We start from the raw sequence: 16,158 nt of genomic DNA, 5'->3' as shown, positions 1-16,158 counted from the left end.
AGCCACCCGTGGCCCGCCAACAACTACCCCCGCAGATCAAGAAGATCGAACTCGCCCGCAAGGTCCGCGGCCGCCCCGTCGTCCGCTACCAGCTCACCGTCGACATCGGCACCGACCCCGTCACCGGTGGACGCAAGCAGTACCGGAAGCGGTTCGACAACCTCGACGACGCAAAGGACAAGCTCTCCGAGCTGCAGAACGAGGTCGCCCGCGGCACCCACGTGCACCGCTCGGCCCTCACCGTCGAGCAGGCCTGCGCCGACTGGCTCGCCGGCCGCCGCGTCCGCCCCACCACGCTCGGCGCCTACACCCACGCCCTGCAACCTGTGCGCGACACGTACGGGGACCTGTCGGTGCAGAAGCTGACCAAACGACACATCGACGACTTGGTCTCCGAGCTGCTCGCCGGCACCGTCACGAAACCGGACGGCACCCCACGCAAGGCGTGGACCGCGAACACCGTCAACCCGATGCTCAACGTCCTGTCCTCCGTGCTGTCCGGGCTCGTGAAGCAAGGACAACTCGTGCGAGACGTCGCAGCCCTCGTCGACCGGGTGCCACGGCAGAAGAAGGAGATGCGCACCTTCACCGAGGACGAGGTCCGCACACTGCTCGAGGTCGCGGCGACCGACCGCAACGAGCACGCCTGGCACCTCGCCCTCTCGGGGCTGCGGCGCGGTGAGATCGCCGGCCTCAAGTGGGAGCACCTCGACCTCGACGTCGGCACCATCACGATTGCCAACAACCGGGTGTCTGTGAACGGGAAGGTGTCGGAGGGTGAACCCAAGTCCACTCGCTCGGCGCGCACCCTGCCACTGACCCCAGCGCTGACCGCGGCGCTGAAGGCGGCACGCACCCGGCAAGCCCGGGAGCGGCTCCGGTTGGGTGAGGCGTACGGGCCCGGCACGTACGTGGTGTGCGACGAGGCCGGCCGCCCCTACCACCCGGATACGATCTCGGATTTCTGGCGAGAAATGTGCACGCGGTCGGGCGTGTCGCAGATCCGGCTGCACGATGCACGGCACACCTGCGGCACGTTGATGCACCTGCAAGGAGTGCCGATCGTGGTGATCTCGGCGTGGCTGGGGCACGCGGATGCGGCCTTCACGATGCGCACCTACATGCACTCGCAGAACGACGCGTTGGCGGACGCTGCGCGCATTCTTCAACGGACTGTGACAAACCGTGACAACTCGACCGGGTCGTGACACGGCAGAAGGGGCGCTGACCTGCGTTTCCGCTGGTCAGCGCCCCTCTGTTTGAGCCCCCTGTCAGGATTGAACTGACGACCGCTCGCTTACAAGGCGAGTGCTCTACCACTGAGCTAAGGAGGCAGTCGAGCGCGCCAATCATACCGAGACACCGGGCCGGGCATGCCACCCCCCGGTTCGTTACGGTGGATTGGTGGCCGGGACGGCCGACATCGACGACGACAGAGTTGGGAGCGCACAGCGGTGGGAACGATGGCAACCGCCTTCGGAAAGCTTGTCCTCGACCGCCGGGCGACTCTGGACACCATCACCGAGGCGCCGGCGCCGCTGCAGCCGATCGACCTGACCGACGACGCGACAGTCGCCGAGGCGCTCGACGTCGCCGTCCGCGTCGGCGAGGTGATGCTGGCCGCGGGCACCGGTGCGATCGACACCTCCGAGCAGGTGCGTTTCGTCGCCGCGACGTACGGCCTGGCCCAGTGCGACGTCGACGTGACCTACAACTCGATCGTCCTCTCGGCGTACCGGGGGCCGACGATGCCGCCGGCGAGCACGATGCGCGTCGTGCAGTACCGGTCGATGGACTTCACGCGGCTGGCCGCGGTGGACCGGTTGACCCGGCGCATCCGGCGGGAGGCGATCTCGCCGGCGCAGGCCCGCGAGGATCTGCTGGCGATCACGACGGCGCCGCACCCGTATCACCGCTGGATGGCGACGTTCGCGTGGGCGGCGATGGCCGCGTCGATCTCGGTGCTGCTCGGTGGTGGCGTGCTCGTGGCGGCGATGGCGTTCGCGTCGACAGCGGTCATCGACCGGACGAACCGTGTGCTCAACGGCATGGGCCTGCCGTTCTTCTTCCAGCACGTCGTCGGCGGCATCATCGCCGCGACGCCCGCGATCCTGTTGTTCAACCTGCGCGAGCCGTTGGGTGTCGACGTGCCGCCGGGCCTGATCATCGCGGCCGGCGTGACGGTGCTGCTGTCGGGCTTGTCGCTGGTCGGTTCGGTGCAGGACGCGATCACCGGAGCGCCGATCACCGCGTCGGCGCGGTTCTTCGAACTGGTGATGATGACGGGCGGGATCATCGCCGGCGTGGCGACGGCGCTGAAGGTGATGGAGGCGCTGGGCGCGGAATTACCGGTGATCAGCAACGATGCGCTGCCCACGGCGACCGCTCTGCCGGTGAAGGTTCTCGCCGGTGCGGCGTCGGCGCTGTTCTATGCGCTGGCGTGCTACGCCGAGCGGCGGGCGCTGACGGCTGCCGCGCTCGGCGGTGCGGCGGGCAGCCTCGTGTTCCTGATGTCGATGGAGTTCGCGGTGGGCCCGATCATCTCGTCGGCGACGGCCGCGACGGTGGTCGGTTTCGCCGGTGGCCTGATGGCGCGACGGGCGCTGACCCCACCGTTGGTGGTGGCGGTCGCCGGTATCACCCCGCTGCTGCCGGGCCTGTCGTTGTACCGGGGCCTGTATGCGGTGATCGGCAACGAACTGCTGCTCGGACTGACCGCGCTGTTCTCGGCGTTCGGCATCGGGTGTGCGCTGGCGGCGGGGGTGACGCTCGGCGAGTGGCTGGCCCGCACGGTCCGGCATCCGCGCAGCGTGCTGCGGGCGGGGTCGCTGCGCCGGCCGCAGTTGCGGCGCGTCCGCCTGGTCCGTCCGTACCGGGCGTCGAAACGCCACGAGAGTCACCCCGCGGGTGGCGCACCCGCGGCGTGACTCTCGTCCACGCGTTACCTCGGACGGTCAGGCGCCGGCGTTGCGCGCCTTCTCGTCGGCTTCCATGGCGTCACGCAGGCTCTTCGGCCGCATGTCGGTCCAGTTCTTCTCCACGTACTCGACGCACGCTGCACGCGACTCCTCCCCGAACACCACGCGCCACCCCTGCGGCACCTCGGAGAAAGTCGGCCACAGCGAGTACTGCTCCTCGTCGTTCATGAGGACGTAGAAGCGGCCGTCTTCGTCGTCAAAAGGATTCGTGCTCATCTCGCCTCACTTGTCGCATAGGTGTGCTGCTCCCGTACCCTAGCAAGGTCCGGGGCCCGGTCATGACCCGCTGGTAGTTTTCCGTCGCGCTGCTCGAGGACGGATCCGAGGATCTCCCCGGACCGGATCGCCACGTTCGACAGCAGCGAGGCCGTCAGCCCGTGGGTCTTCTCGGTGCCGCCCTGAAGATAGATCCCCGCCCGGACGTCGCCCGCGGTGGGCAGGCGGTAGTCCCGGTCGACCGTGCGCAGCGGCGACGACTCGGGAGCGAGAGCGCCGAGCAGCGGTGGCAGCGGGGCAGCGTCGAATCCGGTGGCGAGGACCAGGGCGTCGCACGTCAGGGTGTCGGTGAGCCCGTCGAGTGTGCTGCGCACGTCCACCTCGATTCCGGTGGCTGTCTCGGTGACGGCGCCGACCTCGGACGCACGCCGCATGAACAGCCGACGCCGGCCGCCGACGCGCTCGCGGTACTCGGCCGCGTACAGCGCCGCGATGAGGTCGGGATCGACGACGGAGTAGTTGGTGCTGCGGTGCAGGGCCAGCAGTCGCTCCCGCTCCGCCTCGGGTGCGGCGTGCAGTTCGTCGACCGTGGCCGGATCGAAGATGCGGTTGGCGTACGGGCTGTCGTCGGCGGGGCTGTAGCCGAAGCGGGCGAACACGTTGTGTACCTCGGCCTGCGGATAGTGGTCGTGCAGGTACTGCACCACCTCGGCAGCGCTCTGGCCGGCGCCGACGACGACGAACCGCTGGTGCACGGGCGCGGGCATCTCGGCCAGATGGAACAGGAACCGGTGGTTGTGGAAGCACCGCACGGTCTCGGTGGCCCACGGGGGGATGCGGGGCCGCAACCCCACCCCGACGACGATGTTGCGGGCGTGTACGACGGTGCCGTCGGCGGCGTGGACGGCGAGGCGGTCGGCGATGCCCGCCGGGTCGCGTACGGCCTCGACGGCGACGACCTCGGTGCCGTACCGCACGTCGGCATCGACGCGGGCGGCCGCCCACTGCAGGTAGTCCTGAAATTCGTGCCGGGTGGGGAAGAACGTCTGGTGGTTGACGAAGTCGACGAGGCGGCCCCGGTCGTGCAGGTAGGCGAAGAAGGTGTAGGGGCTCGTCGGGTTGCGGAAGGTGACCAGGTCCTTCGGGAAGGCGATCTGCATGGTCGAGCCCTCGAGGAGCATTCCGGGATGCCAGGCGAACGCGGGCTGCCGGTCGAAGAACCGGGCCCGCACGGGGTCGTGCGGGGCTTCGGCATTGTGCTCTTCGACGGCGATCGCCAATGCGAGATTGGCGGGTCCGAATCCGATCCCGACGAGGTCGAGGAGTTCCGGTGGTTCGCCGTCCGGCGACGGCGAGTCACCGCTGTCGTTGCAGGAGCGGTCGGTCATTGGTCGCTCTTCCGTGCTCGGGGGCCGCAGCCGCGGATGGATCGATCGCACAAGAAGATAGCTCAGGCTACCCTTGGTTTGGTTAGCCTACCAATCATTGTATCCGGTTGGGGTGCCGTCACCCGTCGGCCGGAACCCCGCTCCCTAGCGACTCCCCTCCGCCCGCGCGAACAGATCACCCTTGCGGATCTTGCCGGTGGCCGTCATCGGCAGCGCCTCGACGAGTTCGACGATCGGTACCTTGTAACCCGCCATGTTCTCGCGCGCCCACGCGGTGAGGTCGCCGGCCGTGACGGTCGCGCCGGGGACCGGCTGGACGAACGCGAACGCGACCTGCCCTCTGTCCGGATCGGACCTGGGGACCACCGCGACCGTCGCGACCCCCGGGTGCATGCGCAGCAGCGCCTCGACCTCGGCGGGGAAGACGCTCATACCGTTGGTCTTGATCATCTCCTTGTTGCGGGCGAGATAGTGCAGCGCACCGCGCTCGTCGAACCGGCCGACGTCGCCGGTGCGCAGCCAGTCGCCCTGGAACGCGTCCGCGGTAGCCTCGGCGTTGCGGTAGTACCCGGTGGTCACCGAGGGGCTGCGCACGACGATCTGCCCGGTCTCACCGAGCGGCGCCGGGGCGCCCGCCTCGTCGACGATCAGGATGTCGGTGCCCGGCACGGGCAGGCCACAGAACACCGGCTCGCTCGCGAGGTCGAAGTCGCCGTCCTGGAAGCCGAGGGTGAAGGTGTCCGCGGTGTTCGTCTCGGTCATGCCGTAGCTCGCCTCCCGCAGGGTGTGGCCGGTCGCGTCGCGCCACCGCCGGCGGATCGCCGGGTCGAGCTTCAGCACGAACGACACCGCCATGGCGTTGTCGAGCGTGGCGGCACGATTCCCGTCGAAGCCGGGCGCGTCCATGAGTTCGACGTAGTTGTCGACGGTGCCGACCGCGCTGGTGACGCCGTGCCGCTCGACGAGAGCCAGCGCGGCGTCCGCGTCCCACCGGGTCATCAGCACGACGGAGCCGCCGTTGACGAGAGGATTGAGGATGCCGAAGACTTCGCCGGCGATCCAGAACATGGGCAGGTAGTTGAGCACCACGGTGGTCTCCCCCACCCGCCGGCCGCCGCCGACGGTGGCCGCGGCCGCGGTGTAGACCATGTGCCACTGGGTGTGCTCGCAGCCCTTCGGCATGCCGGTGGTGCCGCCGGTGTAGTTCAGCGCGGCGAGCGCGTCCGGGTCCGTCGCGACGGCGGGTGCGCGGGGACTGTCGAGAATGCTCGCCCAGTCGCCCGCGGCGGGATCGGTGACCGGGAACGGTGGCGGCACCTCCCCCGGCCTCGTACCGGTGAGCATGTCGCCGAGGGCAGTGACGGCGACGTGCCGCACCGGCGTGCGCGGCCGGACCGCCTCCACCAGCGGGAGCAGTTCGGGCTGCGTGAGCAGGATCGTGACGCCGGCGTCGGCGAGCTCGTGGGCGAGCTCGTGTTCGCGCAGCATCGGATTCACGGGTACGTGGACGGCGCCGATCTTGAGGATGCCGAGCATCGCGACGTGGAACTGCGGACAGTTGCCGAGGTGGACACCGATCCGGTCGCCGGCCCGGGCGCCGCGGGCGAGCAGCCAGCCGGCGAACCGGTCGGAGAGGTCGTCGTACTCGGCGTAACCGACCGTGCGACCGTAGAACTCGATCGCGGGGGCATGCGGGCGCACGTGCGCCCAGTGCCGCAGGTAGTCCACGAGCGCGCGCTCGTCGATCGGGTACTCCACCGTCCGCGGCACCTCCGGCGGCCAGTGCGCTTCCTGCACCCGCCGGATCCCGGTGAGTGCAGCCTCGAGGGCGTCGGAGTCGGTGGGGACCGTGTTGAGCTCGCGTGTCATCTGATGTGCGGCGCGGATACTGCCTCGTTCACGAGGGAGAGGAAGCGCCGTCCTCCTTTCGGGGGGAGTGGTGGTGTCGGGCGAACCTGTCGGTGGGGTCGGTTAGCGTGCCGGGCATGGGGGTCGAGGTGGTGCGCTACAACTACCGGTTGCGGCCGGGCACCATCGCCGAACATGCACTGATGCAGGAGTGGCATCGCTGCCGATTCCTGTGGAACGAGGCGGTGCACCAACACAAGGCCGGTCGCCGGCCGACGTTCGGGAAGCTGGCCAAGCAGTTGACCGACGCCCGGGCCCGCTCGTCGTGGTTGCGGGACGGCTCCCAGGTCGCCCAGCAGCAGATGCTGCGCACCTACGCGCACGCGCTCGACGCGTCGTGCACGGTCGAGGGCCGGGGCCGGCCCAGGTACAAGGCGCGGAGGAAGACCCTGCCCTCGCTCGAGTACACCCGCCGCGGGTTCCGGATCCGCCACGGCCGGTTGGTGCTGCCCAAGGGCGTGCGTGTGCCGGTGGTGTGGTCGCGGGTGTTGCCGTCGGCGCCGTCGAGTGTGCGCATCACCCGCGATTCGTTGGGGCACTGGTACGCCTCGTTCGTGGTGACCCGCGAGGCCGAGCCGATCCCGGCCGCCGACCCGAACAGCGCGGTCGGGATCGACTGGGGCGTGGCCCGCACCGCGACGGCCACCGAGGAGCGGTTCGACCTGCCGCAGCACGGGCACCGGAAACGGTGTGCGGCGCAGGTGGCGAGAGCGCAGCGGACGATGGCGCGGCGCCGCCGAGGCACGGGGCACCCACCCTCGAGGGGCTATCGCCGGGCCCGCACCCGGGCCGCGAAGGTGCAGAAGAAAGCGGCCCGGCGCAGCCGGCACGACGGCCGGATCTGGGCCCGGGCCGTGGTCGAGGCGCATCATCTGGTCGCGGTGGAGGATTTCCGACCCCGGTTCCTGTCGAGGTCGACGATGGCGCGCACGGCCGCCGATGCCGCGGTCGCGACGGTGAAACGGGAGTTGCTCGAGCGGGGCAGGCGGGCCGGCCGGAAGGTGGTGCTGGTGCGGCCCGCGTACACGACCATGACGTGTTCGAGGTGTTTCGCGAGAGCCAAGCAACGCCTCGGACTCGGGGAACGTATCTTCCGGTGCTGGGCGTGCGGGCATACCGCGTGCCGGGACCGGAACGCTGCCAGGGTGATTCTGGCTGTGGCGGAGCGTGGCCACACCGGTGTCGACGACGTGAGTCAAGCGGATCACCTCCCTCCGGGTGGTGGTGCGGTTGCGGTCTGAGTCGGGAATCTCCTGCCTTCGGGAAGGAGAGGCGTTAAGTCGACCTTCCGTTCTCGGGGCATCCGGCGGCGACGGGGTGATCCCGGTCACCCACCGTGTATAGTTGAATCCGGCGTCGAATTCAACTGACCGGGACGACCGCCGCACATCCGAATCACCGCACCGCAACAGGGCTTTTCTGCAATCGAAAGGAAGACGTATGGCGTCCGTGAACAGGCAGGTCCGACTGGCACGACGACCGGTCGGCCGCCCCGACGACTCCACATGGGAGGTCACCAGCGCCCCGGTCCCGCAGCCGGCCGACGGCGAGTTCACCGTCCGCGTCGAGTACGTCTCCCTCGACCCCGCCATGCGCGGATGGCTGAACGACGTCCGGTCGTACGTCCCGCCGGTCGGGATCGGTGAGGTCATGCGCGCCCACGCCGTCGGGCGGGTACACGAATCCCGCCACGACGGCTACAAGGAAGGACAGCTCGTCTCCGGGCACTTCGGCGTGTGCGACTACGCCGTCTCCGACGGCAGCGGCGTCGTCGCGGTCGACGAGTCCCTCGCGCCGCCGCCGGTGTGGCTGGGTGCACTCGGATTCCCCGGCATGACGGCATATTTCGGGCTCGTCGACGTGGGGCGGATGAAGCCCGGCGACACCGTGCTCGTGTCGGGCGCCGCCGGGGCCGTCGGCAGCATCGCCGGGCAGATCGCGAAACTGAGCGGATGCCGCGTCATCGGCATCGCCGGCGGACCCGAGAAGTGCGCGTGGCTCACCGACGAGCTGGGATTCGACGCCGCCATCGACTACAAGGCCGGATCCGTGGGCCGGGCGCTGCACGCCGCCGCACCGGACGGGATCGACATCTACTTCGACAACGTCGGCGGGGAGACGCTCGACTCGGCGCTGGCCGTGCTGCGCAAGCACGCGCGAGTCGTGTTGTGCGGGGCCATCTCCGGCTACAACGCGACCGACCCGCAGCCGGGCCCGTCCCGCTACCTGTCCCTGCTCGTGAACCGGGCATCCATGACCGGGTTCATCGTCTTCGACTACCTCGACCGCTTCCCCGAGGGCATGGCTGCCGTGTCGGAATGGATCCGCCGCGGCGAACTGGTGACCCGTGAACAGGTCGAGACCGGCGGCGTCGAGGCATTCGGACGCACACTCAACATGCTGTTCGACGGTGCCAACACCGGCAAACTCGTCCTGAAGACCACGGCCGACTCCTGAGAACCCCGCGCCCGGCCGGGTCGCCCCGCGGCGCGGCCGGGCGCGATCAGTTCTCGAACCGATACACCGCGTACGCGGTGCGGATGACCGGCTGTGCGACGTTGCGGACCCGCACACCGCCCGGGGTCGTGCCGCGCTCGCACCCCGCGTGCGCGTGCCCGTGCACCGCGAGATCGAGGTGGAACTCGTCGATCGGCTCGCCCAGCAGATACGACCCGAGGAACGGATAGATCTCGGCGGGCTCGCCGCGCAGGGTGTCGCTGATCGGCGAATAGTGCAGCAGCGCCACGCGGACGTCGGCACCGTCGAGCTCGGCGACGGCGCCACGGAACCTGTCGGCGAGTTCCACGGTGTGTCCGGCGAACTGCTTCATCTCCGGCTCACCGAACGCGCTCGCGCACTTGCCCGCGAAACCCCCGCCGAACCCCTTGGTTCCCGCCACGCCGAGCCGGGCCCCGTCGACGTCGAGGACGGCCGACTCCCCCTCGAGCACGACGATGCCCCGGTCGCGCAGCAGCTCGGTGATCTCGTCCTGGGCGTCGCTGTGGTAGTCGTGGTTGCCGAGCACACCGACGACAGGCACCGGCAGATCGCCGAACTCGTCGGCGACGACACGCGCCTCGTCGGCGGTGCCGTGCCGAGTGAGGTCACCGGCGAGCAGCAGCACATCGGCGTGCTCGTGCAGGTGTTCGAGAGCGGGCCGCAGATGCCCGCGGGCGTCCTCGGCCAGGTGTACGTCTCCGACGGCAGCAATCCTCATCGCAGTTCCTCCACCGAAGTTCCGGGGTCGCGCGAGTCGACCACGTGCACGTCGTTGTGGACGGTGACGCCCGGCAACTGTTCCTGCACCACCACGGTCAGCGCGTCACGACGCGCGGCGCTGGCGACCTCGCCGGTCAGGTAGACGTCGGTGCCGCGGATCGTGACACGCACGCCCTGTTCGGCGGTGCGGGGGTCCTCGGCCAGGGCGCGGTGCAGGTGCGCCACCACGTACTGCGGGTGCTCCGGGTGTTCGTGACTCATCGTCGGGCCTCCGGGTCGGGTTCGATGATGCCCAGATCGGCGAGCAGGCCGAGGAAGGCGCGGGCATACGGCGACGCGGCCGTCGCGGTGGCCACCTGCCCCCAGTCCACCTGCTCGCGCAGGGCGCGGGCGATACGCAGCAACGGCGCGAAGTCGCAGCGGTGGGCGTCGAGCACGTTGAGCTTGTCGCTCATCAGGTCGGTGCCGCTGATCACCGGCGCCGCGGTCGGACCGATGCGCATCCACTGTGCGCGGGCGAGCATCGAATCGTCGACGTCCCGGTCGTTGGGCCGGAAGATCAGGTCCACGAGGTGATCACCCTCGTAGACCTTGCTCAGCCAGTTCTCGGGCGGGTCGACGGGACGCATGCCGGCGGCGACGAGCGCCTCCCGCGCGGCGTCCACATCGTGCGGGCGGACGAACAGGTCCACGTCGTGGTCGGACGCCGGGCCACCACGGGCGTACACCGCGCAGCCGCCGCCGACGGCGAACCGCACCCCGGCCTCACCGAGGGTGTTCACCGCCTTTGTCAGCACCTGCAGCAGCTGCCTCTCCTTGACCGACTCGTCCGACGAGCCCGCAGCGCCGGACGGCGCGGCATCGAGACCGTGAGGATGTGCGTTGGTCATGGGTGGCGGGTACCCGCGCGCCCGGGGCTCACACCTGGCCGGGCACCTGCCCCGTCACGAAGCCGAATCGCTCGGCGAGCTCGGAGCGGGTGCGGTCGGCGTCGGTGTGCAGCACACCGGCGATGCCGATCCGCGCCGCTCCGTCGAGGTTCTGCTGCAGGTCGTCGATCATGACGGCCTGTTCGGGGGCGACCCCCAGGCGCTCGCACGCGAGGGCGTAGATCCGGCGTGACGGCTTACGGATGCCGACCTCGGCGGAGATCACCACCTCGTCCGCGAGTGCGGTCAGCTCGAAGCCCGCGTAGCAGTCCCGTCCGAAGGCGTTGGACACCAGCGCCACCGGCACGCCGGCGGCCCGCAGATCGTCGAGGAGGGCCACCGTCCGGTCGTCGCGCCGCAGCCCGGCCTGCATCCGGGCGGCGAGTCCTTCCGCGGTCACGGCAGCTCCGTGGGCGCGGAGCCGTCCGGCGAAGCCCTGCTCGAACTCCTCCGCGTCGATGCGCCCCGACTCGTGGTCGGCGAGCAGCCGTCGCGAGTCCGGGTCGCCGCCGAGCAGCCGCAGCGGCAGTCCCGGATCGCCGAGTGCCGCGCCGAACTGCTCGAACGCGGCGAACACGCTCGTGGTGAGCACGCCACCGAAGTCGACGAGGACGGCCGAGCGCTCGGGCGCGGCGCGGTTCATCGATCCCGCCCTTCTGAGCGTCCGGCACCGACGGCCGCGGCGCGCTCGGTGTGGAACCGCACCATGCCTTCCTGCGCGACGGCGGCGACCAGTCGTCCGGTCGTGTCGAAGATCTGTCCCTGGATCAGGGCGCGTCCCGAATCGGACGACGGCGACACCTGATCGAACAGCAGCCATTCGTCCACCCGGAACGGCCGCAGGAACCACACCGCGTGGTCGAGCGACGCCCCCTGGATCGGGCGTTCGGGATGCGGCAGGACGGCGATGTCGAGCAGCGCCATGTCGCTGCAGTAGGTCAGGGCACAGGCGTGCAGGACCGGGTCGTCGGGCAGCGGGCTGCGGTGCCGGATCCACAGCCGCCGGCGCGCCGGCGCGTCGGGTGTGGCCTCGTCCGCCGGGAGCCAGCGACGTTCCCAGTCGTCCCACTCCGGGAAGTCGTACCACGCGGCCCACGGGCGCCCGTTCTCCGTGACCTCCTCCGGTCCGGTCGTGGGCGGCATGGCCGCCTGGTGGGTGTGCCCGTCGTCGCCGCGGTGGAAGGAGGCGGTCAGGGTGAACACCGTCTCGCCGTCCTGGACCGCGGTGACGTAGCGGGTGCGGAAGCTGCCGCCGTCCCGCACGGCGTCCACGTGGTAGTCGGCGGGCTCGAGCGGCCGGCCGGGGCGCAGGAAGTGGCCGTGCACCGAGTGCACGCCGAACTCCTGCGGCACAGTCCGTGCCGCCGCGGCGAGCGCCTGCCCCGCGACCTGACCGCCGAACGTGCGCTCCATCTCGGTCGGCACCGGGGCGGCGCGGAACGTCGCCGGGGCGATCTCGCGCAGGCGCAGGATCTCGTCGATGCTCGGCACGTGTCTCCTCCTCGGGTCAGGACGATGCGACCCTGCGCATCTCGCGGCGCAGGATCTTCCCGCTGGTGGTCTTGGGCAGCTCGTCGAGGATCTCGACCGACCGGGGTGCCTTGTAGGCGGCCAGCCGCTCGCGGCACCAGGTCACCAGTTCGTCCGGGTCGACCTGCTGGTCCGGGCGCAGGCTCACGAACGCGGCGACCGACTCGCCGCGGTAGGAGTCGGGCACGCCGACGACCGCGGCCTCCCGGACCGCCGGATGCCGGTAGAGCACGTCCTCGACCTCGCGGGGCCAGACCTTGAACCCGGAGGCGTTGATCATGTCCTTCTTGCGGTCGACGACGTACACCCAGCCCTGTGCGTCCATGAAGCCGACGTCACCGGTCAGCAACCGTCCGCCCGGAATGGACTGGGCAGTGGCCTCGGGCAGATTCCAGTAGGCGGGGACGACCATCGGCCCCTCGACGGCGATCTCCCCGACCTCCCCCGGTCCGAGGTCCTTGCCGTCCTCGTCGACGATGCGCACCGTCGCGGTGGGCAGCGGCAGACCGATGGACAGTGTGCCCGAGTCCGGATCCACCGGTGCCTCGCGACCGGAGGGCACGACGACGCAGGGCGCGCTGGTCTCCGTCAGGCCGTAACCGTTGCGGATGTAGAGGCCGGTCCGCTCACGGAAGCGTTCGACGATGGCCGGCGGCAGCGGTGCGCCACCGGAATTGAGGGTCAGCAGCGACTCGAACGCGTCCGAGGAGAACGACGGATGCGCCAGCAGCGCCATGAACGCGGTCGACGGGCCGACCATGAACGCGGGCCGCTCCCGCTTCAGGACGTCGAGCACCACCCCGGCGTCGAAGCGGTAGGCCAGGACCAGCGGACCGGCCAGATCCACCGCCGTGAGCAGCTGCACGACCATCCCGGTGATGTGGAACAGCGGCGCGAGCGCGAAGATCGGCGAACCCGCCGGGATCTCGTCGTACAGACGCAGCAGAACGCAGTTGACGGTGAGGTTCGCGTGGGTGTTGGTGGCGCCCTTGGGCAGTCCGCTCGTCCCGGAGGTGTAGGAGACGAGCGCGATGTCGTCGGGGACCAGGCCCGGGTCGGGGACGGGGCGGCCGGCCCACTCGCGGGCGACCTCGAGCAGGTCGGGGACACCCGGGGTCCGGCGGCGCTCGACACCGGTGAAGAGCCGCTCGTCGTTCGAGGTCTGCAGGTCCAGCTCGCTCGCCGTCAACGCGATCGTCACGCCCGCCCCGGTGGCCCGCTCGGCCACCCGGTCCGCCCACGCCTGTTCACCGCACACGACGGCGACGACGCCTGCGTCGGTGAGGATGTGGTCGAGCTCGTCCTTGTACATCGGGTTCAGCGGCACCACCGCGCCGCCGGCCTTCCACGCACCGAACAGCGCGAGGACGAACTGCGGCACGTTCTGCAGGTACACGGCGAGCCGGTCACCCTTGCGGAATCCCTGCGCGAGCAGGTACGCCGCCACCCCGTCGCTGAGCTCGTCGACCTCCCGATACGTCAGCGTCGCACCGAGATACGTGATCGCCGGCCCGTCCGGCGCCGTGGCGACGGCGTCCGCGAACACCTCGAGGGCGGTCCGCCGAGGGACGGGCCCGGCCTCGGCTACGCGGGGATCGTACTGCGCCATCCAGGGCCTGTCGTCGTACCAGCTCATCGTCGCGACACCTGTCCTCTCGTGTGTTGTTGCAGCGCAGTCGAGTTCATGCAACCGGAAGGTCGACGAGCTCGGCCAGGCGGGCCCGGTGCCGGGACGGGACGCCGAGCGCGAGCTGATCGGCCTTGGCCCGCTTGAGGTAGAGGTGCGCCGGGTACTCCCAGGTCATTCCGATGCCGCCGTGCAACTGGATGCACTCCTCGGCGGCGTGCACCGCGACGTCGCTGCAGTACGACTGGGCGACGGCGGTCGCGATCGCGGTGTCGTCGTCGCCGCGCGCGTACGCGTCGGCTGCGTACCGGGCGGCCGACTGCGCCGCGCCCACCTCGAGCCACAGGTCGGCGAGCCGGTGCTTGATCGCCTGGTACGAGCCGACGGCGCGACCGAACTGGCGGCGCTCCTTGACGTAGGCGACGGTCGTCTCGAGGCACCACTGGGCCACCCCGAGCTGCTCGGAGGCGAGCAGCACCGCCCCGCACCGGAGCGCCTCGGCCACCGCCGCTGCCGCGTCGCCGTCGTCGACGCGGGTGGAGGCGGCCCCGGTGAACTCGATGTCGGCGATCGGCCGGGTCATGTCCAGGGACAGCACGGGGGTCACGGTGACGCCGGCGGCGTCCGACCGGACGGTGTGCAGTTCGAGGCCGTCGGCGCCCGCGACGGGGACGACGAGCACGTCGGCCTCGTGTGCTCCGGCAACGCTGGTGACCCGGCCGGTCAGGCCGTCGCCGGTGCGACGCACCCCGGTGATCGCGGCGTCCGGCCCCGTCGACAGCGGGACCGCGAGGGCGCCGGTGACGGCACCGGCCGCCAGGTCCGGCACGGTCCCGGTGTCGCCGGCACGCAGCAGCGCGACGGTGGCGAGCACCGCGCTCGACAGATACGGCACCGGGGCGGCGGCCCGGCCGATCTCCTCCATGACGACCGCGGCCTCGCGGGTGCTCGCGCCGGCGCCGCCGAGAGATTCGGGGACCAGCAGTCCGGCCAGTCCGAGTTCGGCGGCCACGGTCTTCCACACGCCCGAGAAGTCAGCGGGCGCAGCGTCGTACGCGGTCGTCACGACGGACGCAGGGCAGCGTTCGGTGAGCATGCGACGGACGCTGTCGCGCAGGGCGTCCTCGGTGTCGGAGTACAGCAGGTCGGTCATCGCGCCATGTCCTTCCACGGAATGTCCTTGTCCACACGGTGTTCCGGCGGCAGCCCGAGCACCCGCTCGGCGACGACGTTGCGCAGGATCTCCGACGTGCCGCCCTCGATCGAGTTGCCCTTGGCGCGCAGGTACCGGTATCCGGGTTCGCGGCCGGTGAAGTCCACCGATTCGGGCCGGCGCAGGGTCCAGTCGTCGTAGCGCAGGCCCTGCTCGCCGTGCAGTTCCACCTCGAAGCCGGAGATCGTCTGGGCGAGCCGGGCGAACGCGAGTTTCATGCCGGAGCCCTCCGGGCCGGGCTGGCCCGCGGCGAGTTGCTGACGCAGGCGTTCCCCGGTCAACCGGGTCACCTCTGCCTCGACCCACAGCCGCATCAGCTCGTCGTGCCGCGCCGGGTCGCGCACCTCGGGGCGCTCGCGCCAGGCCTCGGTGACCTTGCCGATCATGCCGCCCTCGCGGGGTGCGCCGGAGCCGATCGCGACGCGTTCGTTGTTGAGGGTGGTGGTGGCGACGCGCCAGCCCTGCCCTTCGTCGCCGAGCCGGTCGGCATCGGGTACCCGCACTCCGGTGAGGAACACCTCGTTGAACTCGGCCTCACCGGTGATCTGCCGCAGCGGCCGCACGTCGACGCCGGGATCGTTCATGTCGAGCAGGAAGTACGTCAGCCCTGCGTGTTTGGGCACGGACGGATCGGTGCGGGCCACCAGGATCGCCATCTGCGCGTTCTGTGCGCCGGAGGTCCACACCTTCTGGCCGTCGACGATCCAGTCGGCACCGTCGCGGACGGCGCGGGTCGCGACGGCGGCCAGGTCGGAGCCGGCGCCGGGCTCGCTGAACAGCTGGCAGTAGATGTGCTGTCCGGTGTAGATCGGGCGCAGGAACCGGCTCTTCTGCTCCTCGGTGCCGAAGGCGGCAATGGTGGGGGCGGCCATGCCCAGGCCGATGCCGTTGCGGGCGGCGGCGGGCCGGGGCGCGCCGGCGGCGGCCAGTTCCGCCTCGACCTGCGCCTGGTGGCTCTGCGGCAGGCCGAGCCCGCCGTGCCCCGGCGGGAAGTGCACCCAGGCGAGACCGGCGTCGAACCGTGCGCCGAGGAAGTCCTCGGGCCGGGTTGTGCTCGGATCATGTTCGGACAGAAGTGTCTTCACACGCGCGGAGAGGTCGCGTGCGGTCGTCTGCTCGTCGGGGGACATCGTCGTCTCCTGCGTGTCGA

At 70.6% G+C, this 16,158-nt stretch carries 15 protein-coding genes and 1 tRNA gene; 4 read left to right on the top strand and 12 right to left on the bottom strand.

Translation table 11 applies throughout. From position 1 onward, the window contains the following. Positions 1-8: 8 nt before the first annotated feature. Positions 9-1,208 (top strand): site-specific integrase, encoded by a 1,200-nt coding sequence (locus tag QNA09_RS02000; protein ID WP_308072190.1) that lies wholly within the window; start codon positions 9-11, stop codon positions 1,206-1,208. Positions 1,209-1,262: 54 nt separating this feature from the next. Here QNA09_RS02000 and QNA09_RS01995 read toward each other — a convergent pair. Further along, positions 1,263-1,334, bottom strand: a tRNA-Thr gene (locus QNA09_RS01995). 120 nt (positions 1,335-1,454) lie between these two features. Between QNA09_RS01995 and QNA09_RS01990 the strand changes: the two genes are divergently transcribed. Next, a complete protein-coding gene (locus QNA09_RS01990) occupies positions 1,455-2,927 on the top strand; it encodes a threonine/serine exporter ThrE family protein (RefSeq protein WP_374121868.1) in 1,473 nt (490 codons plus the stop codon). Positions 2,928-2,954: 27 nt separating this feature from the next. Here QNA09_RS01990 and QNA09_RS01985 read toward each other — a convergent pair whose 3' ends face one another. The 3 genes from QNA09_RS01985 to QNA09_RS01975 all read right to left on the bottom strand — a co-directional run bounded on the left by QNA09_RS01985 (position 2,955) and on the right by QNA09_RS01975 (position 6,451). Then, positions 2,955-3,194 (bottom strand): MbtH family protein, encoded by a 240-nt coding sequence (locus QNA09_RS01985; protein WP_003936798.1) that lies wholly within the window; start codon positions 3,192-3,194, stop codon positions 2,955-2,957. Continuing rightward, on the bottom strand, positions 3,191-4,582 hold the full coding sequence (locus QNA09_RS01980; RefSeq protein ID WP_119699390.1) for a lysine N(6)-hydroxylase/L-ornithine N(5)-oxygenase family protein: 1,392 nt from the start codon (positions 4,580-4,582) through the stop codon (positions 3,191-3,193). The genes QNA09_RS01985 and QNA09_RS01980 overlap by 4 nt, the downstream gene beginning before the upstream one ends. Before the next feature lie 144 nt (positions 4,583-4,726). Further along, on the bottom strand, positions 4,727-6,451 hold the full coding sequence (locus QNA09_RS01975; RefSeq protein WP_119699389.1) for an AMP-binding protein: 1,725 nt from the start codon (positions 6,449-6,451) through the stop codon (positions 4,727-4,729). Positions 6,452-6,567: 116 nt separating this feature from the next. Here QNA09_RS01975 and QNA09_RS01970 point away from each other — a divergent pair, with 116 nt between their 5' ends. After that, positions 6,568-7,731 (top strand): transposase, encoded by a 1,164-nt coding sequence (locus QNA09_RS01970; protein ID WP_308072189.1) that lies wholly within the window; start codon positions 6,568-6,570, stop codon positions 7,729-7,731. Positions 7,732-7,930: 199 nt separating this feature from the next. Beyond that, positions 7,931-8,947 carry an NADP-dependent oxidoreductase gene (locus QNA09_RS01965; RefSeq protein ID WP_017682257.1) on the top strand — a complete coding sequence of 339 codons (1,017 nt, stop codon included), beginning with the start codon at positions 7,931-7,933 and terminating at the stop codon, positions 8,945-8,947. Between the two features lie 46 nt (positions 8,948-8,993). Here the strand turns inward: QNA09_RS01965 and QNA09_RS01960 are convergent, their stop codons facing one another. From QNA09_RS01960 to QNA09_RS01925, 8 genes are read right to left on the bottom strand one after another with little or no spacing between them, the layout of a single operon-like run. Further along, positions 8,994-9,707: a metallophosphoesterase gene (locus QNA09_RS01960; RefSeq protein ID WP_010593725.1), complete on the bottom strand. Its 714-nt coding sequence runs from the start codon at positions 9,705-9,707 to the stop codon at positions 8,994-8,996. Then, positions 9,704-9,970: a BON domain-containing protein gene (locus QNA09_RS01955; RefSeq protein ID WP_029539982.1), complete on the bottom strand. Its 267-nt coding sequence runs from the start codon at positions 9,968-9,970 to the stop codon at positions 9,704-9,706. The genes QNA09_RS01960 and QNA09_RS01955 overlap by 4 nt, the downstream gene beginning before the upstream one ends. Further along, positions 9,967-10,599, bottom strand: a complete 633-nt coding sequence (locus QNA09_RS01950; RefSeq protein WP_029539981.1) for a nucleotidyltransferase — start codon at positions 10,597-10,599, stop codon at positions 9,967-9,969. The genes QNA09_RS01955 and QNA09_RS01950 overlap by 4 nt, the downstream gene beginning before the upstream one ends. A gap of 28 nt (positions 10,600-10,627) precedes the next feature. Next, entirely contained in the window at positions 10,628-11,281 is a 654-nt protein-coding gene (locus QNA09_RS01945) for an HAD family phosphatase (RefSeq protein ID WP_048773323.1), read from the bottom strand. Next, positions 11,278-12,129 (bottom strand): acyl-CoA thioesterase II, encoded by an 852-nt coding sequence (locus QNA09_RS01940; RefSeq protein WP_010593723.1) that lies wholly within the window; start codon positions 12,127-12,129, stop codon positions 11,278-11,280. Before QNA09_RS01940 ends, QNA09_RS01945 begins: the two co-directional genes overlap by 4 nt. 16 nt (positions 12,130-12,145) lie before the next feature. Continuing rightward, positions 12,146-13,804, bottom strand: a complete 1,659-nt coding sequence (locus QNA09_RS01935) for an AMP-binding protein (RefSeq protein WP_010593722.1) — start codon at positions 13,802-13,804, stop codon at positions 12,146-12,148. A gap of 46 nt (positions 13,805-13,850) precedes the next feature. Beyond that, a complete protein-coding gene (locus QNA09_RS01930) occupies positions 13,851-14,948 on the bottom strand; it encodes an acyl-CoA dehydrogenase family protein (protein ID WP_010593721.1) in 1,098 nt (365 codons plus the stop codon). Next, complete coding sequence (locus QNA09_RS01925; RefSeq protein WP_308072188.1) at positions 14,945-16,138, bottom strand: acyl-CoA dehydrogenase family protein; 1,194 nt, start codon at positions 16,136-16,138, stop codon at positions 14,945-14,947. The genes QNA09_RS01930 and QNA09_RS01925 overlap by 4 nt, the downstream gene beginning before the upstream one ends. Positions 16,139-16,158 lie beyond the last annotated feature (20 nt).

This window comes from Rhodococcus sp. AH-ZY2, assembly GCF_030916465.1.
GTDB lineage: Bacteria > Actinomycetota > Actinomycetes > Mycobacteriales > Mycobacteriaceae > Rhodococcus > Rhodococcus ruber.
This window is presented reverse-complemented; position numbering and strand designations above follow the sequence as displayed.

Excerpts from the sequence above, each read along its gene's own strand:
- QNA09_RS01955 (WP_029539982.1), bottom strand. The coding sequence starts at position 9,970 with ATGAGTCACGAACACCCGGAGCACCCGCAGTACGTGGTGGCGCACCTG.
- QNA09_RS01930 (WP_010593721.1), bottom strand. The coding sequence starts at position 14,948 with ATGACCGACCTGCTGTACTCCGACACCGAGGACGCCCTGCGCGACAGC.
- QNA09_RS01945 (WP_048773323.1), bottom strand. The coding sequence starts at position 11,281 with ATGAACCGCGCCGCGCCCGAGCGCTCGGCCGTCCTCGTCGACTTCGGT.
- QNA09_RS01935 (WP_010593722.1), bottom strand. The coding sequence starts at position 13,804 with ATGAGCTGGTACGACGACAGGCCCTGGATGGCGCAGTACGATCCCCGC.
- QNA09_RS01980 (WP_119699390.1), bottom strand. The coding sequence starts at position 4,582 with ATGACCGACCGCTCCTGCAACGACAGCGGTGACTCGCCGTCGCCGGAC.
- QNA09_RS01950 (WP_029539981.1), bottom strand. The coding sequence starts at position 10,599 with ATGACCAACGCACATCCTCACGGTCTCGATGCCGCGCCGTCCGGCGCT.
- QNA09_RS01925 (WP_308072188.1), bottom strand. The coding sequence starts at position 16,138 with ATGTCCCCCGACGAGCAGACGACCGCACGCGACCTCTCCGCGCGTGTG.
- QNA09_RS01985 (WP_003936798.1), bottom strand. The coding sequence starts at position 3,194 with ATGAGCACGAATCCTTTTGACGACGAAGACGGCCGCTTCTACGTCCTC.
- QNA09_RS01970 (WP_308072189.1), top strand. The coding sequence starts at position 6,568 with ATGGGGGTCGAGGTGGTGCGCTACAACTACCGGTTGCGGCCGGGCACC.
- QNA09_RS01965 (WP_017682257.1), top strand. The coding sequence starts at position 7,931 with ATGGCGTCCGTGAACAGGCAGGTCCGACTGGCACGACGACCGGTCGGC.
- QNA09_RS01960 (WP_010593725.1), bottom strand. The coding sequence starts at position 9,707 with ATGAGGATTGCTGCCGTCGGAGACGTACACCTGGCCGAGGACGCCCGC.
- QNA09_RS01975 (WP_119699389.1), bottom strand. The coding sequence starts at position 6,451 with ATGACACGCGAGCTCAACACGGTCCCCACCGACTCCGACGCCCTCGAG.